Genomic DNA, 20,045 nt, shown 5'->3' on the forward strand with positions numbered 1-20,045 from the left:
TTGATTTATGACCGAGATCTTATTTTTGTTGGTTAATCGAATTTGTTGCATTTTTCTCTTCGAGTAATTACCCAATTTCATCATTCCATTTTATTTTGCGAGCGAGCGCACACTTGTGAATTATCTCAATAGCAGTGTGAAATAACATAATTGAGCAACTTAAAGGGAGTGCCCAATATTACGACATCATCCATTACCCGCGGCATTACCTGATTATGGAGTTCATTATGCAAGCTTATTTTGACCAGCTCGATCGCGTTCGTTATGAAGGCCCGAAATCCTCTAACCCGTTAGCATTCCGTCACTACAACCCCGACGAATTGGTGTTGGGTAAGCGTATGGAAGACCATTTGCGTTTTGCTGCTTGCTACTGGCACACCTTCTGCTGGAACGGGGCGGATATGTTTGGCGTAGGCGCGTTTAACCGTCCCTGGCAGCAACCTGGCGAGGCGCTGGCATTGGCGAAGCGTAAAGCAGATGTCGCATTTGAGTTTTTCCACAAATTACATGTGCCTTTTTATTGCTTCCACGATGTGGACGTTTCCCCGGAAGGCGCATCGTTAAAAGAGTACATCAATAACTTTGCGCAAATGGTCGATGTGCTGGCAGGTAAACAAGAAGAGAGCGGCGTGAAACTGCTGTGGGGAACCGCTAACTGCTTTACTAACCCACGTTATGGTGCGGGCGCAGCTACGAATCCCGACCCGGAAGTTTTCAGCTGGGCAGCAACACAAGTCGTTACGGCGATGGAAGCGACGCATAAACTGGGTGGTGAAAACTATGTATTGTGGGGCGGTCGCGAAGGTTACGAAACGCTGCTGAATACCGATTTGCGTCAGGAGCGTGAACAGATTGGCCGCTTTATGCAGATGGTGGTTGAGCATAAACATAAAATCGGTTTCCAGGGTACCCTGCTTATCGAACCGAAACCGCAAGAGCCGACCAAACATCAATATGATTACGATGCCGCGACGGTCTACGGCTTCCTGAAGCAGTTTGGCCTGGAAAAAGAGATTAAACTGAATATTGAAGCAAACCATGCAACGTTGGCGGGTCACTCTTTCCACCATGAAATTGCCACCGCCATTGCGCTTGGTCTGTTCGGTTCTGTCGATGCTAACCGTGGTGACGCGCAGTTGGGCTGGGATACCGACCAGTTCCCGAACAGCGTGGAAGAAAATGCGCTGGTGATGTATGAAATTCTCAAAGCGGGCGGTTTTACCACCGGTGGTTTGAACTTCGATGCCAAAGTACGTCGTCAGAGCACCGATAAATATGACCTGTTCTACGGTCATATTGGCGCGATGGATACGATGGCACTGGCGCTGAAAATTGCAGCACGCATGATTGAAGACGGTGAGCTGGATAAACGCGTAGCGCAACGTTATTCCGGCTGGAATAGCGAACTGGGCCAGCAAATTCTGAAAGGCCAAATGTCACTGGCGGATTTAGCAAAATATGCCCAGGAACATAATCTTGCACCGGTGCATCAGAGTGGTCGCCAGGAGCAGTTAGAAAATCTGGTAAACCATTATCTGTTCGACAAATAACGGCTAACTGTGCAGTCCGTTGGCCCGGTTATCGGTAGCGATACCGGGCATTTTTTAAGGAACGATCGCTATGTATATCGGGATAGATCTTGGCACATCGGGCGTGAAAGTCATTCTGCTCAACGAACAGGGTGAGGTAATTGCTTCACAAACAGAAAAACTAACCGTTTCGCGCCCACATCCCCTCTGGTCGGAACAAGACCCGGAACAGTGGTGGCAGGCAACTGATCGTGCAGTGAGAACGCTTGCGCGACAATATTCTTTGCAAGAGGTTAAGGCGTTAGGTATTGCCGGACAGATGCACGGAGCAACGTTACTTGATGCTCGGCAGCAGGTATTACGTCCAGCGATTTTGTGGAATGACGGGCGCTGTGCGCAAGAGTGCGCTTTGCTTGAAGCACGAGTCCCGGATTCGCGCGCTATAACCGGCAACCTGATGATGCCCGGATTTACCGCGCCTAAGCTGCTGTGGGTGCAACGCCATGAGCCAGATATATTCCGTCAGGTAGACAAAGTTTTATTGCCAAAAGATTATTTGCGTCTGCGTATGACCGGGGAGTTTGCCAGTGATATGTCTGATGCGGCAGGCACCATGTGGCTGGATGTCGCGAAGCGTGACTGGAGTGATGTCATGCTGCAAGCTTGCCAGCTGTCCCGTGACCAGATGCCAGCATTATACGAAGGCAGTGAAGTTACCGGGACTTTGCTACCCGAGGTGGCAAAAGCATGGGGAATGGCGGCAGCGCCCGTTGTCGCGGGCGGCGGCGATAATGCGGCTGGCGCGGTTGGTGTGGGTATGGTTGATGCCAACCAGGCAATGCTGTCGCTGGGAACTTCTGGTGTTTATTTTGCGGTGAGCGAAGGGTTCTTAAGCAAGCCGGAAAGCGCCGTACACAGCTTTTGCCATGCATTACCACAGCGTTGGCATTTAATGTCGGTGATGTTGAGTGCGGCATCGTGTCTGGATTGGGCCGCGAAATTAACCGGCCTGAGCAATGTTCCAGCCTTAATTACAGCTGCGCAACAGGCAGATGAAAGTGCCGAGCCAATCTGGTTTTTGCCTTATCTTTCCGGCGAGCGTACCCCGCACAATAATCCACAGGCGAAGGGGGTTTTCTTTGGCCTGACCCATCAACACGGCCCTAATGAACTGGCGCGAGCGGTGCTGGAAGGCGTGGGTTATGCGCTGGCCGATGGCATGGATGTCGTGCACGCCTGCGGTATTAAACCGCAAAGTATTACCCTGATTGGTGGTGGAGCGCGTAGTGAGTACTGGCGTCAGATGCTGGCGGATATCAGCGGTCAGCAGTTGGATTACCGCACGGGTGGTGATGTAGGACCTGCACTGGGCGCAGCAAGGTTGGCGCAGATTGCGGTGAATCCAGATAAATCACTCAGTGAATTGTTGCCGCAACTGCCGTTAGAGCAGTCGCATATGCCGAACGCGCAGCATCATGCCGCTTATCAGCCACGACGCGAAACATTCCGTCGTCTCTACCAGCAACTTCTGCCACTAATGGCGTAAACTTATCCCCTGCCTGACCGGGCAGGGATAATTCCTGTCTATATAAATTATCAATTCATTAGTATTCAATATGAATTTATTCTGAAAATCATTTGTTAATGGTATTTTTCAGTTTTGTCTTTCGTTGGTTAATCGTAATGTATCGCTGGTAGATACGGAGATCATTATGAAAACCTCAAAGACTGTGGCAAAACTATTATTCGTTGTCGGGGCGTTGGTTTATCTGGTTGGGCTATGGATCTCATGCCCATTGTTAAGCGGCAAAGGCTATTTTCTCGGTGTGTTAATGACGGGAACGTTTGGCAATTATGCTTATCTTCGTGCTGAAAAACTCGGGCAACTGGATGACATGTTTATTCGCATCTGCCAGTTAGTTGCGTTAATCACTATCGGTCTGTTGTTTATCGGTGTTTTAAATGCACCTATCAATGCTTATGAAATGGTGATCTACCCCATCGCCTTTTTTGTCTGCTTGTTTGGTCAAATGCGTTTGTTTCGCTCGGCATGAGCAACATAAAGCTCTTACACATTCAGGAATGAAAGGAATACTGTGATGGAAAACAAAATATCAACCTATTCTCCAGCATTTAGCATTGTGTCATGGATAGCGCTTGGCGGCGGTATTGTTACCTATTTATTAGGGCTATGGAATGCGGAAATGCAGTTAAATGAAAAAGGATATTACTTTGCTGTTCTGGTGCTAGGACTATTTTCAGCCGCATCTTATCAAAAAACTGTGCGGGACAAATATGAAGGCATCCCCACTACATCCATTTATTATATGACCTGCCTGGTTGTCTTTATCATATCTGTTGCATTACTGATAGTTGGTCTGTGGAATGCAACATTATTACTCAGCGAAAAAGGGTTTTATGGTCTGGCCTTCTTTTTAAGTTTGTTTGGTGCAGTAGCAGTGCAGAAGAATATTCGTGATGCTGGAGTTAATCCAGCAAAAGAAACTGTGGTTGTTCAGGAAGAATATAGCGAATAATCCTTGTAAGCCCGGTCAGTGTGACCGGGCTTTTGCTCAACTTACGAATCTGTTGCGGTCGATTCGTTGCACCAGCACAGAAAGTAATAAGCTTGTGGCCAGCGTGGCGCAGAAGATCCAGATAATATCCAGTATTGGCCAGTTTTTAAGCTCAATCCCCCGGGTACGCAGCGCATGGATAATCAATGCGTGGAACCCGTATATACCTAAAGAATGGCGTGATATCAGCCCAAGCCCGGGAACAGTGCGTGTATCCAGCGTATTTTTTACCAGCGTCAGTAACGCGATTGCACAGATAAAAACCATCGGTCCGCAATAGAGATACCAGGTATCGGCAAAATTTCCTCGCCACTGTAATTCATATAATGTCCCGCGAGAGATAATAAATACCCCCGCAACAAACAGCGTGGCGCTCACCCACGACAGTGATTTATGTTGCGTATCCATCATGCCAATGGCGCGGCCCAACATGCCATACAGGATGTAGTAAAAAGTATCGCCATTGATATATAAGTTAATCGGTAGCCATTCGAAGCTGTCGATCTTCTGTGGCACTGTGTTTGGGTTAGCGATGATGCCAATCACCACCATTAGTACCAGCAACATTTTACCGCTAACGTTTTTCACCTGAACCAGCGGCGAAACCAGATAAATCACCGCAATCGCGAAGAAAAACCATAAGTGATAAAACACAGGCTTTTGTAGCAGGTTTTTCAGCGCTAACTCCACATTGATAGCGGTAAAAAGCGCAATGTAGATCAACGCGATGACACTATAAAACAGCAGGCATAAGCCAATACGCAAAAAATGACGCGGCTGGGCACTACGTTCGCCAAAAAAGAGATAGCCGGAAATCATGAAAAATAGCGGCACGCTGACACGGGAGGCAGAATTTAGAACATTCGCGATATCCCAGGTTACGGGGCTAACGCTATGGGCGTTGGTTACATACCAGGTGGTAGTATGAATCATCACCACCATTAAACAGGCTATCCCTCGCAGGTTATCAATCCAATAAATTTTGGGCTGCATCTGTGTCTCTGTAACTGGTTAAAAAAAGGTCTGACCGATAAATCATTCAGCTGGTGCACTGGAATAATCCGAGTTTTATCTCTACAGCTTATAGAGGCTTGAGGAAATTCGTTAGATTCAGCCACTATACCGATATTAATAATAAGACTCACCTGCAAATAAGACGGTAATTTAATGATGATGAACTCTTTCTTTCCAGCAATGGCACTTATTGTGTTAGTGGGATGCTCGACACCGCCACCCGAGCAGAAAGCACAGCGGGTAAAGGTTGAGCCGCTGCGTTCATTGAATATGGAAGCATTGTGCAAGGGTCAGGCAGCAAAACGTTATAACACCGGCGAGCAAAAAATCGACGTCACCGCCTTTGAACAGTTCCAGGGAAGCTACGAAATGCGTGGTTATACCTTCCGGAAAGAGCAGTTTGTCTGTTCTTTTGACGCAGATGGCCATTTTTTGCATCTTTCCATGCGTTAAGCCCTGCTTTTTCCCGTTTCGTACTGTATATCTTCCATCCAGCGGGTATACTGATCCCTTCCTTTAAATCCACACGTATCCAGCACGAAATAATATGCAAAAGTTTGATACCAGGACCTTCCAGGGCTTGATCCTGACCTTACAGGATTACTGGGCTCGCCAGGGCTGCACCATTGTTCAACCATTGGACATGGAAGTCGGCGCGGGAACCTCTCACCCAATGACCTGTCTGCGCGCGCTGGGGCCAGAACCGATGGCGGCTGCTTATGTTCAGCCTTCTCGTCGCCCGACCGATGGTCGCTACGGCGAAAACCCCAACCGTTTACAGCACTACTATCAGTTCCAGGTGGTGATTAAGCCATCGCCGGACAATATTCAGGAGCTGTACCTCGGTTCTCTGAAAGAGCTGGGCATGGACCCGACTATCCACGATATCCGTTTCGTGGAAGATAACTGGGAAAACCCGACGCTGGGTGCCTGGGGGCTGGGCTGGGAAGTGTGGCTGAACGGCATGGAAGTGACGCAGTTCACTTACTTCCAGCAGGTTGGTGGTCTGGAGTGTAAACCGGTTACCGGCGAGATCACCTACGGTCTGGAACGTCTGGCAATGTACATTCAGGGCGTAGACAGCGTTTACGACCTGGTCTGGAGCGACGGCCCGCTGGGTAAAACCACCTACGGCGACGTGTTCCATCAGAACGAAGTGGAGCAGTCCACTTACAACTTCGAATACGCGGATGTGGACTTCCTGTTCACCTGCTTCGAGCAGTACGAGAAAGAAGCCCAGCAGCTGCTGGCGCTGGAAAGTCCGCTGCCGCTGCCAGCCTACGAGCGTATTCTGAAAGCCGCCCACAGCTTCAACCTGCTGGATGCGCGTAAAGCCATCTCCGTCACCGAGCGTCAGCGCTACATTCTGCGCATTCGCACCCTGACCAAAGCAGTGGCAGAAGCATACTACGCTTCCCGTGAAGCCCTCGGCTTCCCGATGTGCAACAAAGATAAGTAAGAGGCGGCTATGTCTGAGAAAACTTTTCTGGTGGAAATCGGCACTGAAGAGCTGCCACCAAAAGCACTGCGCAGCCTGGCAGAGTCCTTTGCTGCGAACTTTACTGCGGAGCTGGATAACGCTGGCCTCGCACACGGCACCGTTCAATGGTTTGCTGCTCCGCGTCGTCTGGCGCTGAAAGTAGCTAACCTGGCGGAAGCACAGCCGGATCGCGAAATCGAAAAACGTGGCCCGGCAATTGCCCAGGCGTTCGACGCCGAAGGCAAACCGAGCAAAGCGGCAGAAGGTTGGGCGCGTGGTTGCGGTATTACCGTTGACCAGGCAGAGCGCCTGACCACTGACAAAGGTGAATGGCTGCTGTATCGCGCCCACGTGAAAGGCGAAAGTACCGAAGCACTGCTGCCGAATATGGTTGCGACTTCGCTGGCGAAACTGCCGATCCCGAAACTGATGCGCTGGGGCGCGTCTGACGTACACTTCGTGCGTCCGGTTCACACCGTAACCCTGCTGCTGGGCGACAAAGTTATTCCGGCGACGATCCTGGGCATTCAGTCCGATCGCGTGATTCGCGGTCACCGCTTTATGGGCGAACCGGAATTCACTATCGACAATGCCGATCAGTATCCGGAGATTCTGCGTGAGCGCGGGAAAGTCATCGCCGATTATGAAGAACGTAAGGCGAAGATTAAAGCCGATGCCGAAGAAGCAGCGCGTAAGATTGGCGGTAACGCTGACTTAAGCGAAAACCTGCTGGAAGAAGTGGCTTCTCTGGTTGAATGGCCGGTTGTTCTGACCGCGAAATTCGAAGAGAAATTCCTCGCTGTGCCGTCTGAAGCACTGGTTTACACTATGAAAGGTGACCAGAAGTACTTCCCGGTGTACGCGAACGACGGCAAACTGCTGCCGAACTTTATCTTCGTTGCCAACATCGAATCGAAAGATCCGCAGCAAATTATCTCCGGTAACGAGAAAGTCGTTCGTCCACGTCTGGCAGATGCCGAGTTCTTCTTCAACACCGACCGTAAAAAACGTCTGGAAGATAACCTGCCGCGCCTGCAAACCGTGCTGTTCCAGCAACAGCTGGGTACGCTGCGCGACAAAACTGACCGCATTCAGGCGCTGGCTGGCTGGATTGCTGAACAGATTGGCGCTGACGTCAACCACGCAACCCGTGCGGGTCTGCTGTCTAAGTGTGACCTGATGACCAACATGGTCTTCGAGTTCACCGACACCCAGGGCGTTATGGGGATGCACTACGCGCGTCACGATGGCGAAGCGGAAGATGTCGCTGTTGCGCTGAACGAGCAGTATCAGCCGCGTTTTGCCGGTGATGACCTGCCGTCTAACCCGGTGGCCTGTGCGCTGGCGATTGCTGACAAGATGGACACCCTGGCGGGTATCTTCGGTATTGGTCAGCATCCGAAAGGCGACAAAGACCCGTTTGCGCTGCGTCGTGCCGCACTTGGCGTGCTGCGTATTATCGTTGAGAAGAACCTCAACCTTGATCTGCAAACGCTGACCGAAGAAGCGGTGCGCTTGTACGGTGATAAGCTGACCAACGCCAACGTGGTTGATGACGTTATCGACTTTATGCTTGGTCGCTTCCGCGCCTGGTATCAGGACGAAGGTTACACCGTTGACACCATCCAGGCGGTACTGGCGCGTCGTCCGACTCGTCCGGCAGATTTCGATGCTCGTATGAAAGCAGTATCGCACTTCCGTACGCTGGATGCGGCGGCTGCACTGGCGGCGGCGAACAAACGTGTATCTAACATTCTGGCGAAATCTGACGAAGTGCTGAGCGATCGCGTGAATGCCTCTACCCTGAAAGAGCCGGAAGAAATTAAGCTGGCGATGCAGGTTGTGGTGCTGCGCGACAAACTGGAGCCGTACTTTGCTGAAGGTCGTTACCAGGATGCGCTGGTCGAACTGGCCGAGTTGCGTGAACCTGTAGATGCTTTCTTCGATAAAGTGATGGTCATGGTTGATGACAAAGATCTGCGTATCAACCGTCTGACCATGCTGGAAAAACTGCGCGAATTATTCCTGCGCGTTGCGGATATTTCGCTGTTGCAGTAATAACACTGTTATTAAATAGCCTGCCACTTGGCAGGCTTTTTTTATAGCTAAATAATACAGCTACCTTTAATAATTTTCTGCTGAATAAAAATTATCTCATATATTAATTTCATGAGATTTTTTTAGGATTTTATTAAGGAGAGGAAAGGAATTTATTACGCTAGAATAGCTGTGGGTGCTTGAGACTGTTTGTCTCAGGTATTCACCGAAAGGCAGACAGAGAAAAGCCCCACCTGACTATAAATCAAAGTGAGGCTACCTCTATGCCTGAACACCATAAGGTTAGCCTCTTACTCGTTGGAAATCAACACAGGAGGCTGGGAATGCCGCAAAAATACGGATTACTTTCTTTAATAGTGATTTGTTTCACGCTTTTATTTTTCACCTGGATGGTAAGAGATTCACTGTGTGAATTGCATATTAAACAGGGGAGTTATGAGCTGGCGGCATTTTTAGCCTGCAATTTGAAAGAGTAAGAGTCTTCGGCGGGAAGTTATTCCCGCCTTTCTTACGGTGTTGGGTATTCTCAATGCACCCTAATTTATTTCCTTGATGAATATTATTTAAAAAATGCGAATGGATTTGGCTATTAAATAGGTTTTTAATTGAGAACAGGAATGGTTCGGAGCCTTCATGAATAAACTGCTTTTACTGTTGATAATGCTTTATCAACGACATCTTTCTCCTCGCAAAGGATATCGCTGTGCTTACAGTGTGTTGCACCAAACGCAGGGATGTTCGGGAGCGGTCAAAGAGATTATTCAACAGAAAGGTGTTATTGCAGGCTGGGGCGAGATACGTCAGCGTTTTGCAGATTGCCGACTAGCGGCACAGACAATCAGGCAGAAGCAACACCTGAACGAGGTTACACGTAAAAAGAAGAATAATGATTGTGATTGTTCCGGGTGTGATGGTGCGGCCTGTCGCGATTGCCACATCCCGGACTTTTGCCCGGGCATCCCGGTGCCGGATCTGGATTGTTCCTGGGACTGTTCTTCTCTACATTTAAAGCGGTTTTTCCAATAAAAAAATCCCCGCCAAATGGCAGGGATCTTAGATTCTGTGCTTTTAAGCAGAGATTACAGGCTGGTTACGTTACCAGCTGCCGGGCCTTTAGCGCCGCTTTCGATGGTGAAGGACACTTTCTGACCTTCGTCCAGAGATTTGTAACCATCGTTCTGGATAGCAGAGAAGTGTACGAACACGTCTTTAGAGCCATCGTCAGGAGTGATGAAACCGAAGCCTTTGTCAGCGTTGAACCATTTTACGATACCAGTCATTTTACCGGACATAGTGTATTACCTTTAATAATTAAGTGTGCCTTTCGGCGATATGGCGTGCTTTACAGATTTTGAAGCGTTAAAGGAAATGTGCACTACGAGGGGTATCAACGATAACTCTTGAAGGGACTTGCCTTACTACACTGCTTTAATGGTCTGTACGTCAAACCGTTGATGTGCATTAAGCCACGCATTGGAGGTGGATGCAACAATTATTTTTCAAATTTATGATTAATCGGTCGGAAAACGGCCCTGTCATCAGGACCGTAAACATCAAAAAAGTTAATAAAACTCTATTCCATCAACTGCTTACTTAATGCCGGATTGGCCTGAATCAGACGCATTAATTTTAGTTCAGCACTGGAAGGCTTCACTCGTCTGGATTCCCATTCCTTTACCATCGCAACGGATACGCCCAAAACACGAGCGAAATCATCAATTTTTAACCCCGTTCCTTTGCGTAATTGCTCAATCTCGGTACAGGGCGTAGGTCTGTGCATCAGGGTAATCTTCTGTGTTTCATCTTTAAAAACAATTTGTTCCAGGCTGCTCAACAGCTCAAGCATTGGATCTTTATATTCCATTGAAAACTCCTCAAATCACACTGCGGGATCGTGAATTGCATTGAAGCTCATTAAGAATAGTCGGGAAACACAGACTCAGCGGGAAGCAACCAGAGTGTGATTCGATTCAGCCTATCAATAACTGTGACTTATAGTTGCCTAACGATATGATTAATGCCGATATATTTCGCAGAATCCCGGATTGTAAAGATTCCGAAAATTTCACCTACCTAAGAGAAGTAAAGTCCTGGCTAAAAAACGCAATAGCAATGCCTGTTTTTAACAATGAAACAACAAATTAACCTTCCTTCATTTTCTACATCATTTTCCCAGGAAGATTATGCATAAAGGGTATCTTGCAAGCTTGTCCTGGACTATCCTTGTCACGTCAGACACGCGTGTGTCGTTGTGCGCTTTTTTTGGGTGAAAGGAGTAAGAAAATGGCGACAGGAAAGTCCTGCTCTCGCTGGTTTGCGCCTCTTGCGGCGTTATTAATGGTAGTTAGCCTGAGTGGGTGTTTTGATAAAGAAGGCGATCAGCGTAAAGCGTTTATCGACTTCCTGCAGAATACAGTGATGCGTAGCGGTGAACGTCTACCAACCTTGACTGCCGATCAGAAAAAACAATTTGGTCCTTTTGTCTCTGATTACGCGATTCTGTATGGCTATTCCCAACAGGTGAATCAGGCGATGGATTCCGGTCTACGTCCGGTTGTAGACAGCGTTAACGCAATTCGTGCACCACAGGATTATGTCACGCAAAGTGGTCCGCTGCGTGAAATGAACGGTTCGCTGGGTGTACTGGCGCAACAGCTACAAAATGCGAAGTTGCAGGCCGATGCTGCGCACTCTGCGCTGAAACAGACTGATGACCTGAAACCGGTCTTTGATCAGGCATTCACCAAAGTGGTGACGACACCGGCTGATGCGTTACAACCGTTGATTCCGGCGGCACAAACCTTTACACAACAACTGGTAATGGTTGGGGACTATATTTCCCAGCAGGGTACTCAGGTAAGCTTTGTGGCGAATGGCATTCAGTTCCCGACTTCGCAGCAGGCGAGTGAATATAACAAACTGATTGCGCCATTACCGGCACAACATCAGGCGTTTAATCAGGCCTGGACCGCAGCAGTAACTGCAACCCAATAAAGAGTAAAAGCCCGGGAGATTTTCGGGCTTTTCTCCACGCAGTCGCGGTTATTCCGCGACTTGCGGATTCACACAGTTCTTCTCGACATTCCCTTGTAACGCATTAATCAAATTATCCACCGCACAGGCGGCCATGCCATAACGCGTCTCATGAGTAGCAGAACCAATATGTGGGACTGCGACGACATTTGCCATTGAGAGCAGCGGTGAATCCACTGACAGTGGCTCTTGTTCGAAGACATCCAGTCCGGCGGCGTGAATTTCCCCTTTCTGCAATGCCGCAATCAGTGCATTTTCGTCAACCACCGGTCCACGTCCTGCATTAATGAAGATGGCGGAGGATTTCATTTTGGCGAATTGTTCAGCGCCAAACAGGTGATGCGTTTCTTCAGTTAGCGGCAGGATCAGGCAAACGAAATCCGATTCTTGTAGCAGCGTATCCAGATCGCAATAACGGGCGTTAAAGCGTTCTTCAGCTTCTTTATGGTGGCGGCGAGCGTTATAGAGAATCGGCATGTTGAAGCCAAAGTGCGCCCGTTGTGCCAGTGCCATGCCAATCCGTCCCATCCCGACAATGCCAAGAGTTTTATGATGCACGTCGCTGCCGTACCAGTCCGGGCCAATGCTCGCGGTCCATTCGCCTGCTTTTACGCGTTCTGCTACCTCGACAACCCGACGCGCGGTACACAGCACCAATGCCATCAGTGTATCGGCCACCGTTTCCGTTAATACGGTTGGCGTATGCATTAGCAGGATTTTTCGGGCGGTAAGCGCATCGACATCGAAATTGTCGTAGCCTACAGAGATAGTTGATGTGGCACGCAGTTTCGGCATTTTGTCCAGCAACGCGGCATCAACATTTTCATTTGAACCTAACAAGCCCTCGGCTTCGGCAAAAATTTCCGCGTTTTGCGCGACGGTCTGTGGAGTGAGGTCTGTCACCTGGTGAACGGTGAAATGTGCTTGCAGGCGTTGCAGTAAATCATCAGGTAAGGCTTTGTAGAGGATAACGGACGGCTTCATGCTTCTCTCCATTCACTGATAAGGCGATCACCTTAGCCTGAAAAATGAAGCAGGAAAACCTAAGAATACCAGGTGATTGAATCACCACCTGGCATGAAAGTGATTACAGCGGGCTTAAGGTAATTTCTACGCGACGGTTTTGGGCTTTGCCTTCTGCGGTGCTGTTGCTGGCGATCGGGTTAGCCGGACCAAGACCCTGGGTACGAATACGGCTGGCGTCAACGCCCTGGGTAATCAACGCGCTGGCAACGGAATCTGCACGCTGCTGCGACAGACGCATGTTCAGGTCATGACCACCAGTGCTGTCGGTGTAGCCAATCACGTTAACCGCCGTTTTCGGGTACTCTTTCAGTACCATTGCAACACCGGTCAGGGTGTTAGCACCTGCTGGTTTCAGAGTGGCGCTGCTGCTGTCGAAGGTCACATTGTTCGGCATGTTGAGGATAATGTTGTCCCCGCTGCGCGTTACGCTAACGCCGGTGCCGCGCATTTTGTCGCGCAGTTTCGCTTCCTGCACATCCATGTAATAGCCAACGCCGCCGCCCAGTGCCGCGCCTGCTGCTGCGCCAATCAGTGCGCCTTTACCACGATCTTTCTTCGAAGAAGAGAGTGCGCCAATGCCCGCGCCAACGAGAGAGCCCAGACCCGCGCCAATAGCAGATTTACCCGCTTCGCGTTCGCCAGTGTAAGGGTTAGTTGTACAGCCAGATACCGCCAGAGCGCCACTCACAACGGCGGCAATAAGATAAACACGTTTCTTCATTGTTAATCCTTAATAACCTTTTTATTCTTTGCCACGGGTTTCGTGGCGGAAGATTATGCCGTGTGAACATGAAGATTATTCCTGGGAATACTCGGAAATTTGTAAGTAATATTTAACTGCTCAATACATCTAACTTTTCAGGAGCCTTTGGTTTGGCCAACTCATCCTCACGTTATTCTGTTCTTACTGCCGCCCACTGGGGCCCAATGCTGGTTGAAACCGACGGTGAAACAGTTTTCAGCTCGCGTGGTGTGTTAACCACAGGAATGGAAAACTCTTTGCAGAGTGCGGTTCGCGACCAGGTTCATAGCAATACGCGGGTGCGATTTCCGATGGTGCGTAAAGGCTTTCTTGCGTCACCAGAAAATCCACAAGGAATTCGCGGGCAAGACGAATTTGTTCGCGTGAGTTGGGATGAGGCACTGGATCTTATTCACCAACAACACAAACGCATTCGCGGAACTTATGGTCCGGCGTCGATTTTTGCCGGTTCCTACGGTTGGCGTTCAAATGGCGTGCTGCATAAAGCGTCAACATTGTTACAACGCTATATGGCGCTGGCAGGCGGCTATACCGGCCATCTGGGGGATTATTCGACCGGCGCAGCACAGGCGATCATGCCGTATGTTGTGGGCGGCAGCGAAGTTTATCAACAGCAGACCAGCTGGCCGTTGGTGCTGCAACACAGCGATGTGGTGGTGCTGTGGAGTGCTAACCCTCTAAATACGCTGAAAATTGCGTGGAATGCGTCTGATGAGCAGGGGCTTTCTTACTTTTGTGCACTGCGTGACAGTGGGAAAAAGCTGATCTGCATTGATCCAATGCGATCGGAAACCGTCGATTTCTTTGGCGACAAAATAGAGTGGGTAGCTCCACATATGGGCACCGACGTAGCACTGATGCTGGGGATCGCCCATACGCTGGTGGAAAATGGCTGGCACGACGAGGCATTTCTGGCACGTTGTACCACAGGTTATGACGTCTTCGCCGCTTATTTGCTGGGCGAGAGCGATGGCATTGCGAAAACTGCCGAATGGGCGGCGGAGATTTGTGGTGTTGGCGCAGAGAAAATCCGCGAACTGGCGGCTATTTTCCATCAAAATACCACCATGCTGATGGCTGGTTGGGGAATGCAACGCCAACAGTTTGGTGAGCAGAAACACTGGATGCTCGTCACGCTGGCGGCAATGTTGGGGCAAATCGGTACACCAGGTGGCGGTTTTGGGCTTTCTTATCATTTTGCCAACGGTGGTAATCCCACGCGCCGCGCTGCGGTGCTTTCATCCATGCAGGGCAGTTTGCCGGAGGGCACCGATGCGGTAGATAAAATCCCCGTAGCTCGCATTGTTGAAGCTCTGGAAAATCCTGGCGGCGCGTATCAACACAACGGCATGAACCGACATTTTCCGGATATTCGTTTTATCTGGTGGGCGGGCGGCGCCAATTTTACACATCATCAGGACACTAATCGTCTGATTCGAGCCTGGCAAAAACCGGAACTGGTGGTCATTTCAGAATGCTTCTGGACGGCGGCGGCGAAACATGCCGATATCGTCCTGCCTGCAACCACGTCTTTTGAGCGTAACGATCTCACCATGACCGGAGATTACAGCAATCAGCATCTTGTTCCGATGAAACAAGTCGTGCCGCCGCGTGACGAAGCGCGTAATGATTTCAATGTCTTTGCTGAATTAAGCGAACGTTGGGAGAAGGGTGGCTACGCGCGGTTTACGGAAGGGAAAACTGAGCTGCAATGGCTGGAAACTTTTTATAACGTCGCCCGACAACGAGGGGCAAGTCAGCAGGTTGAATTACCATCGTTTGACGCGTTTTGGGAAGCAAACCAATTCATTGAGATGCCGGAAAACCCAATCAGCGAACAGTTTATCCGGTTTGCTGATTTTCGCCGCGCCCCACAGGCGCATCCGTTAAAAACTGCCAGTGGTAAGATTGAAATCTTCTCGCAGCGTATCGCGGATTACGGTTACCCGGATTGTCCAGGGCATCCCATGTGGCTGGAGCCGGATGAGTGGCAGGGCAACGCCGAACCGGAACAGTTGCAGGTACTTTCTGCTCATCCGGCGCATCGTCTGCACAGTCAGTTGAATTACAGTTCCCTGCGCGAATTGTACGCGGTGGCAAATCGAGAACCTGTCACAATTCATCCTGTAGATGCACAGGCGCGCGGTATACAAGATGGCGATACTGTTCGGCTGTGGAACTCACGCGGGCAAATCCTTGCCGGAGCGGTGATTAGCGAAGGTATCAAACCCGGTGTGATGTGCATTCACGAAGGGGCATGGCCGGATCTGGATTTTACTGCTGGCGGGATTTGTAAGAACGGTGCGGTGAATGTGCTGACCAAAGACCTCCCAAGCTCGCGGCTGGGGAATGGCTGTGCAGGTAACACGGCGCTGGCGTGGCTGGAAAAATACACCGGCCCTGAACTTACGCTTACGGCGTTTGATCCGCCTGCCAGTCCATAATCCAGGTAGGGAGTTGAGTTTCCTCCTGCCATGCGCAGTCGACAATGCGAAAGCCTTGCGCATGATAAAAACTTATCGCTGGTTGGTTTTTCTGGTAAACCTCCAGCAATAAATGGGGATGGCGTTGTTGCATATGTTGCATTAACGCCTTGCCGATACCGCGCCTGACAGCCTTCGGTGCGACAAACATCGCTGCCAGAAATCGCCCTTCCATCACGCTGACAAAACCGAGAAATTCACCGCTTTCTTCCCACACCCAGTTTTGTGCGTTAGCAAGATATGCATCACGCACCAGTGGAATGCAGTCACGCCAGTAACTCTCTTCTATAAAGGGATGTCCCCAGGTTGTGCTTTCCAGCCACAGTTCAAGGATCGCGGGCAGCTCAGAACGTTGCGCTTGTCTAATCATGCCTTATTCCCCGGATGGCAACAGCAGCCAACCACATGATCGTTCACCAGCCCACACGCCTGCATAAAGGAGTAACAAATCGTCGAGCCTACAAATTTAAAGCCACGTTTTTTCAATGCCTTAGAGAGTGCGTCGGAGGCAGGTGTCGACGAGGGGATTTCGCTCAACGTTGTGGCTTGTGTCACCTGTGGCTGATGATTTACGAACGACCAGACAAAATCGGCAAATGGTTCGCCGTTCTCTTCCATTTGCAGGTATGCACGCGCATTGCCAATAATGGCCTGAATCTTCCCGCGATGGCGGATAATCCCGGCGTCCTGAACCAGTCTTTCGACATCCTCTTCCTGCATTGCCGCAACTTTTACTGGATCGAACTGATGAAAACAGGCGCGATAATTTTCTCGTTTTTTGAGAACGGTAATCCAGGACAGCCCCGCTTGTTGACCTTCAAGGCAGATCATTTCGAACAGTTTTTTACTGTCAGTTTCAGGCACGCCCCACTCTTCATCGTGGTAGGCAATATAAAGCGGGTCCTGACTCACCCAGCCGCAACGTTCCATACTTTCCCTCGCTATGTACCTGTTCGTAAAAATTTCACCGGCTTTTCTTGACGCACCGGTGAAAAAGTCAATATTTAATACAGGACTACTATGCCCGATATCTTTCATACAATGACAATAATAATGCCGAATTCGGCTCTTCCCTGGAGTCGTGTTAATGATCATAAAAAAATGTGGTGGTCGCCAGATGTTAAGTCTACTGGCGAGCGTGGTAATCAATTCCTTTTTTCTCAACACAGCTTACGCCTGGCAACAAGAATATATCGTTGATACGCAACCCGGACATACCACGGAGCGTTACACCTGGGATAGCGATCACCAACCGGATTACAACGATATTTTGTCGCAACGTATTCAAAGCAGCCAAAGAGTGCTGGGACTGGACGTTAATCTGGCGGAAGAAACGCCTGCGGATGTAACCAGCAGCATGAGTATGGGCTGGAATTTCCCTTTATATGAACACGTTACGACTGGTCCGGTTGCCGCATTGCATTACGACGGTACGACCACTTCGATGTATAACGAGTTTGGCGACAGCACGGCAATGCTGACCGATCCGTTATGGCATGCCAGCGTCAGTACGTTAGGCTGGCGTGTTGATTCCCGACTTGGCGATTTCCGCCCCTGGGCGCAAATCAGCTACAACCAGCAATTTGGTGAAAATATCTGGAAGGCTCAATCAGGCCTAAGTCGCATGACAGCGACAAATCAGAATGGTAACTGGCTCGATGTGACCGTAGGAGCCGATATGTTGCTTAACCAACATATTGCCGCCTATGCCGCGTTATCCCAGGCGGAGAATAGCGCCAATGATAGTGATTACTTGTATACCATGGGCGTTAGCGCCAGATTTTAACGAATTGGTCACAATCAAAGCCCGGCAATAACAATTATTGTAATGATAGTGGGTGCTAACTCACTCAAATAATAATTTTAATGAATGTTTGTCATGTCATTCATTCCTTAGTTAAAGCATTTCATTCCGTTCTGATGGCATTTCATGCCGTTTTTCCCCTGGCATAAAATGCACTTCGTTATGGTTGTCGGCAGAGAATCTTCCAATTTACTACTGCAGGACACTGCCATGACACCTTCAAACTATCAGCGTACCCGCTGGCTAACCCTTATCGGTACCATTATCACCCAGTTTGCGCTGGGGTCAGTTTATACCTGGAGCCTGTTTAATGGCGCGCTCTCAGCCAAACTGGATGCGCCGGTCAGTCAGGTTGCTTTCTCCTTCGGCCTGTTGAGTCTGGGACTGGCAATTTCTTCTTCTGTTGCTGGCAAGTTACAGGAACGTTTTGGTGTCAAGCGCGTCACAATGGCTTCCGGTATTCTGCTGGGATTGGGGTTCTTTCTTACCGCGCACTCCAACAGCCTGATGATGCTGTGGTTGAGCGCTGGTGTGCTGGTTGGTCTGGCAGATGGGGCAGGTTATCTGCTGACGCTCTCTAACTGTGTGAAGTGGTTCCCGGAGCGTAAAGGGCTGATCTCCGCGTTTGCTATTGGTTCCTATGGTTTGGGTAGCCTGGGATTCAAATTTATCGACTCGCATCTGCTGGAGACGGTGGGTCTGGAAAAAACCTTTGTGATTTGGGGCGCGATTGCGCTGGTGATGATTGTCTTTGGCGCGACGTTAATGAAAGACGCGCCGAAACAGGAAGTCAAAACCCATAATGGTGTGGTGGAAAATGATTTCACTCTGGCCGAGTCAATGCGTAAACCGCAATACTGGATGCTGGCGGTGATGTTCCTCACTGCCTGCATGAGCGGTCTGTATGTGATTGGTGTAGCGAAAGATATTGCTCAGAGTCTGGCGCATCTTGATGCAATTTCCGCGGCCAACGCAGTGACGGTTATTTCTATTGCTAACCTTTCTGGTCGTCTGGTGCTGGGCATTCTGTCTGACAAAATCGCCCGTATCCGTGTCATCACTATTGGACAGGTGATTTCGCTGGTGGGTATGGCAGCACTGCTGTTTGCACCATTGAATGCAGTGACATTCTTTGCGGCGATTGCCTGTGTGGCGTTTAACTTCGGCGGCACGATTACTGTGTTCCCGTCACTGGTCAGTGAGTTTTTCGGTCTTAATAACCTGGCTAAAAACTACGGTGTGATTTACCTCGGTTTCGGTATCGGCAGCATTTGCGGCTCGCTTATCGCCTCACTGTTTGGCGGCTTCTATGTGACTTTCTACGTCATTTTTGCCCTGCTGATTTTGTCTCTGGCGCTTTCTACTACCATTCGCCAGCCAGAGCAGGAAGTATTGCGTGAAGCACATATTTAGAAATATGTGGCTACTGAAATAAATCCCACAGGGAGACGTCAGCGTCTCCCTTTTTTATAATCGAATATTAAATGAGCAATAATATTCATATAAAGAATGTGTTTTGTTATTTAATATAAATCATAAATATAAATATATTCCTAAAAACACAGTGGCTATTTGATGCGTTATTTGTAATTCATTGAAGTTGAAGTAAATTTAACTTTGTTACCAAAATACACCTTCAGTAAAATAATTTTATTTTTTAGCACCATTTGTATAATCTGCCCCCCCGTTGTTATGAACAACATCAAGCATATTTATCTATATAAATGGAGTTATAAATGAAAAAGGTTCTGTTTGCCTTATCTGCGCTTGCGCTGACCTCTACTTCCGTATTCGCAGCTGATGCGGGCGACGGTACTGTTAAATTCACTGGTGAGATTGTTGACGCCGCTTGTGTTGTGTCTCCAGACACTCAAAAACAAGAAGTTGTTCTGGGCCAGGTGAACAAGTCTGTGTTTACTGCTACTGGTGATAAATCCACAGCAACTCCGTTCAAAATCAAACTGGAAAACTGCGATATCTCCACGTTCAAAAATGTGGATATCAGTTTTAACGGTGTTGGTGATGCAGACAACAGCAAACTGATTTCTGTGAGCACTGAACCAGGTGCGGCATCTGGCGTAGGTATTGGTATTTATGATAACACCAATACGCTGGTTGAACTGAATACTGGTAAATCCAAAACTACTCTGAAACAAGGCCAGACCGTTCTGTATTTCACCGCTAACTATGTCTCTACTAAAGATGCAGTAACCATCGGTTACGGTAACGCCGAAGTCGACTTCAACCTGACTTACAACTAATCGAGCCTGACGGAACGA

General features: G+C 49.2%; 21 protein-coding genes. 14 read left to right on the forward strand and 7 right to left on the reverse strand.

The window, feature by feature from the left end:
* Nucleotides 1-227 precede the first annotated feature (227 nt).
* The 4 genes from xylA to yiaA all read left to right on the forward strand — a co-directional run bounded on the left by xylA (nt 228) and on the right by yiaA (nt 4,066).
* Nucleotides 228-1,550 carry a xylose isomerase gene (xylA, locus tag FEK43_RS18965; RefSeq protein WP_064527882.1) on the forward strand — a complete coding sequence of 441 codons (1,323 nt, stop codon included), beginning with the start codon at nt 228-230 and terminating at the stop codon, nt 1,548-1,550.
* Between the two features lie 70 nt (nt 1,551-1,620).
* Nucleotides 1,621-3,075: a xylulokinase gene (xylB, locus tag FEK43_RS18970; protein WP_130210042.1), complete on the forward strand. Its 1,455-nt coding sequence runs from the start codon at nt 1,621-1,623 to the stop codon at nt 3,073-3,075.
* Nucleotides 3,076-3,241: 166 nt separating this feature from the next.
* Nucleotides 3,242-3,583 (forward strand): inner membrane protein YiaB, encoded by a 342-nt coding sequence (yiaB, locus tag FEK43_RS18975; protein ID WP_130210044.1) that lies wholly within the window; start codon nt 3,242-3,244, stop codon nt 3,581-3,583.
* 45 nt (nt 3,584-3,628) lie between these two features.
* Nucleotides 3,629-4,066 carry an inner membrane protein YiaA gene (gene yiaA / locus FEK43_RS18980; RefSeq protein ID WP_130260111.1) on the forward strand — a complete coding sequence of 146 codons (438 nt, stop codon included), beginning with the start codon at nt 3,629-3,631 and terminating at the stop codon, nt 4,064-4,066.
* 36 nt (nt 4,067-4,102) lie between these two features.
* Here yiaA and wecH read toward each other — a convergent pair whose 3' ends face one another.
* Nucleotides 4,103-5,098, reverse strand: coding sequence for an O-acetyltransferase WecH (gene wecH / locus FEK43_RS18985; protein ID WP_131161474.1), 996 nt, complete (start codon nt 5,096-5,098; stop codon nt 4,103-4,105).
* 174 nt (nt 5,099-5,272) lie between these two features.
* On the opposite strand from wecH, the gene FEK43_RS18990 reads away from it, so the two are divergent.
* From FEK43_RS18990 to yidD, 5 genes are all read left to right on the forward strand, one after another.
* The gene (locus FEK43_RS18990) at nt 5,273-5,572 is read left to right on the forward strand and encodes a YsaB family lipoprotein (protein ID WP_130210050.1); all 300 of its coding nucleotides are present in this window, start codon (nt 5,273-5,275) and stop codon (nt 5,570-5,572) included.
* Nucleotides 5,573-5,666: 94 nt separating this feature from the next.
* Nucleotides 5,667-6,578: a glycine--tRNA ligase subunit alpha gene (gene glyQ, locus FEK43_RS18995; RefSeq protein WP_001168547.1), complete on the forward strand. Its 912-nt coding sequence runs from the start codon at nt 5,667-5,669 to the stop codon at nt 6,576-6,578.
* 9 nt (nt 6,579-6,587) lie between these two features.
* Nucleotides 6,588-8,657, forward strand: a complete 2,070-nt coding sequence (glyS, locus tag FEK43_RS19000; RefSeq protein ID WP_135408262.1) for a glycine--tRNA ligase subunit beta — start codon at nt 6,588-6,590, stop codon at nt 8,655-8,657.
* A gap of 323 nt (nt 8,658-8,980) precedes the next feature.
* Nucleotides 8,981-9,133: a type I toxin-antitoxin system toxin HokA gene (gene hokA, locus FEK43_RS19005; RefSeq protein WP_001135725.1), complete on the forward strand. Its 153-nt coding sequence runs from the start codon at nt 8,981-8,983 to the stop codon at nt 9,131-9,133.
* Between the two features lie 157 nt (nt 9,134-9,290).
* The gene (yidD, locus tag FEK43_RS19010; protein WP_135408260.1) at nt 9,291-9,683 is read left to right on the forward strand and encodes a membrane protein insertion efficiency factor YidD; all 393 of its coding nucleotides are present in this window, start codon (nt 9,291-9,293) and stop codon (nt 9,681-9,683) included.
* A 53-nt stretch (nt 9,684-9,736) separates the two neighbouring features.
* Here the strand turns inward: yidD and cspA are convergent, their stop codons facing one another.
* Nucleotides 9,737-9,949: an RNA chaperone/antiterminator CspA gene (gene cspA, locus FEK43_RS19015; RefSeq protein WP_000014594.1), complete on the reverse strand. Its 213-nt coding sequence runs from the start codon at nt 9,947-9,949 to the stop codon at nt 9,737-9,739.
* Between the two features lie 281 nt (nt 9,950-10,230).
* Nucleotides 10,231-10,521 carry an HTH-type transcriptional regulator gene (locus FEK43_RS19020; RefSeq protein ID WP_130210056.1) on the reverse strand — a complete coding sequence of 97 codons (291 nt, stop codon included), beginning with the start codon at nt 10,519-10,521 and terminating at the stop codon, nt 10,231-10,233.
* Nucleotides 10,522-10,940: 419 nt separating this feature from the next.
* On the opposite strand from FEK43_RS19020, the gene FEK43_RS19025 reads away from it, so the two are divergent.
* Nucleotides 10,941-11,651: a DUF3053 domain-containing protein gene (locus FEK43_RS19025; protein WP_130210058.1), complete on the forward strand. Its 711-nt coding sequence runs from the start codon at nt 10,941-10,943 to the stop codon at nt 11,649-11,651.
* Nucleotides 11,652-11,699: 48 nt separating this feature from the next.
* On the opposite strand, the gene ghrB is transcribed toward FEK43_RS19025, so the two are convergent.
* Together ghrB and FEK43_RS19035 are read right to left on the reverse strand one after the other, a co-directional pair.
* Nucleotides 11,700-12,674 carry a glyoxylate/hydroxypyruvate reductase GhrB gene (ghrB, locus tag FEK43_RS19030; RefSeq protein ID WP_130210060.1) on the reverse strand — a complete coding sequence of 325 codons (975 nt, stop codon included), beginning with the start codon at nt 12,672-12,674 and terminating at the stop codon, nt 11,700-11,702.
* A 103-nt stretch (nt 12,675-12,777) separates the two neighbouring features.
* Complete coding sequence (locus tag FEK43_RS19035; RefSeq protein WP_000747625.1) at nt 12,778-13,437, reverse strand: OmpA family lipoprotein; 660 nt, start codon at nt 13,435-13,437, stop codon at nt 12,778-12,780.
* Between the two features lie 152 nt (nt 13,438-13,589).
* On the opposite strand from FEK43_RS19035, the gene bisC reads away from it, so the two are divergent.
* Complete coding sequence (bisC, locus tag FEK43_RS19040) at nt 13,590-15,923, forward strand: biotin sulfoxide reductase (RefSeq protein ID WP_135408258.1); 2,334 nt, start codon at nt 13,590-13,592, stop codon at nt 15,921-15,923.
* Here bisC and FEK43_RS19045 read toward each other — a convergent pair.
* Nucleotides 15,892-16,332 carry an N-acetyltransferase gene (locus tag FEK43_RS19045; protein WP_130210064.1) on the reverse strand — a complete coding sequence of 147 codons (441 nt, stop codon included), beginning with the start codon at nt 16,330-16,332 and terminating at the stop codon, nt 15,892-15,894. The two genes, bisC and FEK43_RS19045, sit on opposite strands and share 32 nt — an antisense overlap.
* Nucleotides 16,329-16,892, reverse strand: coding sequence for a DNA-3-methyladenine glycosylase I (gene tag, locus FEK43_RS19050; RefSeq protein ID WP_135408256.1), 564 nt, complete (start codon nt 16,890-16,892; stop codon nt 16,329-16,331). Before tag ends, FEK43_RS19045 begins: the two co-directional genes overlap by 4 nt.
* A 157-nt stretch (nt 16,893-17,049) precedes the next feature.
* Here tag and FEK43_RS19055 point away from each other — a divergent pair, with 157 nt between their 5' ends.
* The 3 genes from FEK43_RS19055 to lpfA all read left to right on the forward strand — a co-directional run bounded on the left by FEK43_RS19055 (nt 17,050) and on the right by lpfA (nt 20,027).
* On the forward strand, nt 17,050-17,748 hold the full coding sequence (locus FEK43_RS19055) for an autotransporter outer membrane beta-barrel domain-containing protein (RefSeq protein ID WP_138158691.1): 699 nt from the start codon (nt 17,050-17,052) through the stop codon (nt 17,746-17,748).
* A 228-nt stretch (nt 17,749-17,976) separates the two neighbouring features.
* On the forward strand, nt 17,977-19,179 hold the full coding sequence (locus FEK43_RS19060) for an MFS transporter (RefSeq protein WP_135491247.1): 1,203 nt from the start codon (nt 17,977-17,979) through the stop codon (nt 19,177-19,179).
* Between the two features lie 323 nt (nt 19,180-19,502).
* Nucleotides 19,503-20,027 (forward strand): long polar fimbrial major subunit LpfA, encoded by a 525-nt coding sequence (lpfA, locus tag FEK43_RS19065; RefSeq protein WP_130210072.1) that lies wholly within the window; start codon nt 19,503-19,505, stop codon nt 20,025-20,027.
* The last annotated feature ends 18 nt before the right edge of the window (nt 20,028-20,045 follow it).

This window comes from Escherichia sp. E2562, from assembly GCF_005781075.1.
In the GTDB taxonomy this organism is placed as follows: domain Bacteria; phylum Pseudomonadota; class Gammaproteobacteria; order Enterobacterales; family Enterobacteriaceae; genus Escherichia.

Excerpts from the sequence above, each read along its gene's own strand:
- glyS (WP_135408262.1), top strand. The coding sequence starts at position 6,588 with ATGTCTGAGAAAACTTTTCTGGTGGAAATCGGCACTGAAGAGCTGCCA.
- yidD (WP_135408260.1), top strand. The coding sequence starts at position 9,291 with ATGAATAAACTGCTTTTACTGTTGATAATGCTTTATCAACGACATCTT.
- cspA (WP_000014594.1), bottom strand. The coding sequence starts at position 9,949 with ATGTCCGGTAAAATGACTGGTATCGTAAAATGGTTCAACGCTGACAAA.
- FEK43_RS19045 (WP_130210064.1), bottom strand. The coding sequence starts at position 16,332 with ATGATTAGACAAGCGCAACGTTCTGAGCTGCCCGCGATCCTTGAACTG.
- hokA (WP_001135725.1), top strand. The coding sequence starts at position 8,981 with ATGCCGCAAAAATACGGATTACTTTCTTTAATAGTGATTTGTTTCACG.
- FEK43_RS18990 (WP_130210050.1), top strand. The coding sequence starts at position 5,273 with ATGATGATGAACTCTTTCTTTCCAGCAATGGCACTTATTGTGTTAGTG.
- yiaA (WP_130260111.1), top strand. The coding sequence starts at position 3,629 with ATGGAAAACAAAATATCAACCTATTCTCCAGCATTTAGCATTGTGTCA.
- glyQ (WP_001168547.1), top strand. The coding sequence starts at position 5,667 with ATGCAAAAGTTTGATACCAGGACCTTCCAGGGCTTGATCCTGACCTTA.
- FEK43_RS19035 (WP_000747625.1), bottom strand. The coding sequence starts at position 13,437 with ATGAAGAAACGTGTTTATCTTATTGCCGCCGTTGTGAGTGGCGCTCTG.
- FEK43_RS19060 (WP_135491247.1), top strand. The coding sequence starts at position 17,977 with ATGACACCTTCAAACTATCAGCGTACCCGCTGGCTAACCCTTATCGGT.
- xylA (WP_064527882.1), top strand. The coding sequence starts at position 228 with ATGCAAGCTTATTTTGACCAGCTCGATCGCGTTCGTTATGAAGGCCCG.
- lpfA (WP_130210072.1), top strand. The coding sequence starts at position 19,503 with ATGAAAAAGGTTCTGTTTGCCTTATCTGCGCTTGCGCTGACCTCTACT.
- ghrB (WP_130210060.1), bottom strand. The coding sequence starts at position 12,674 with ATGAAGCCGTCCGTTATCCTCTACAAAGCCTTACCTGATGATTTACTG.
- FEK43_RS19025 (WP_130210058.1), top strand. The coding sequence starts at position 10,941 with ATGGCGACAGGAAAGTCCTGCTCTCGCTGGTTTGCGCCTCTTGCGGCG.
- tag (WP_135408256.1), bottom strand. The coding sequence starts at position 16,892 with ATGGAACGTTGCGGCTGGGTGAGTCAGGACCCGCTTTATATTGCCTAC.
- wecH (WP_131161474.1), bottom strand. The coding sequence starts at position 5,098 with ATGCAGCCCAAAATTTATTGGATTGATAACCTGCGAGGGATAGCCTGT.
- FEK43_RS19020 (WP_130210056.1), bottom strand. The coding sequence starts at position 10,521 with ATGGAATATAAAGATCCAATGCTTGAGCTGTTGAGCAGCCTGGAACAA.
- FEK43_RS19055 (WP_138158691.1), top strand. The coding sequence starts at position 17,050 with ATGATCATAAAAAAATGTGGTGGTCGCCAGATGTTAAGTCTACTGGCG.
- yiaB (WP_130210044.1), top strand. The coding sequence starts at position 3,242 with ATGAAAACCTCAAAGACTGTGGCAAAACTATTATTCGTTGTCGGGGCG.
- xylB (WP_130210042.1), top strand. The coding sequence starts at position 1,621 with ATGTATATCGGGATAGATCTTGGCACATCGGGCGTGAAAGTCATTCTG.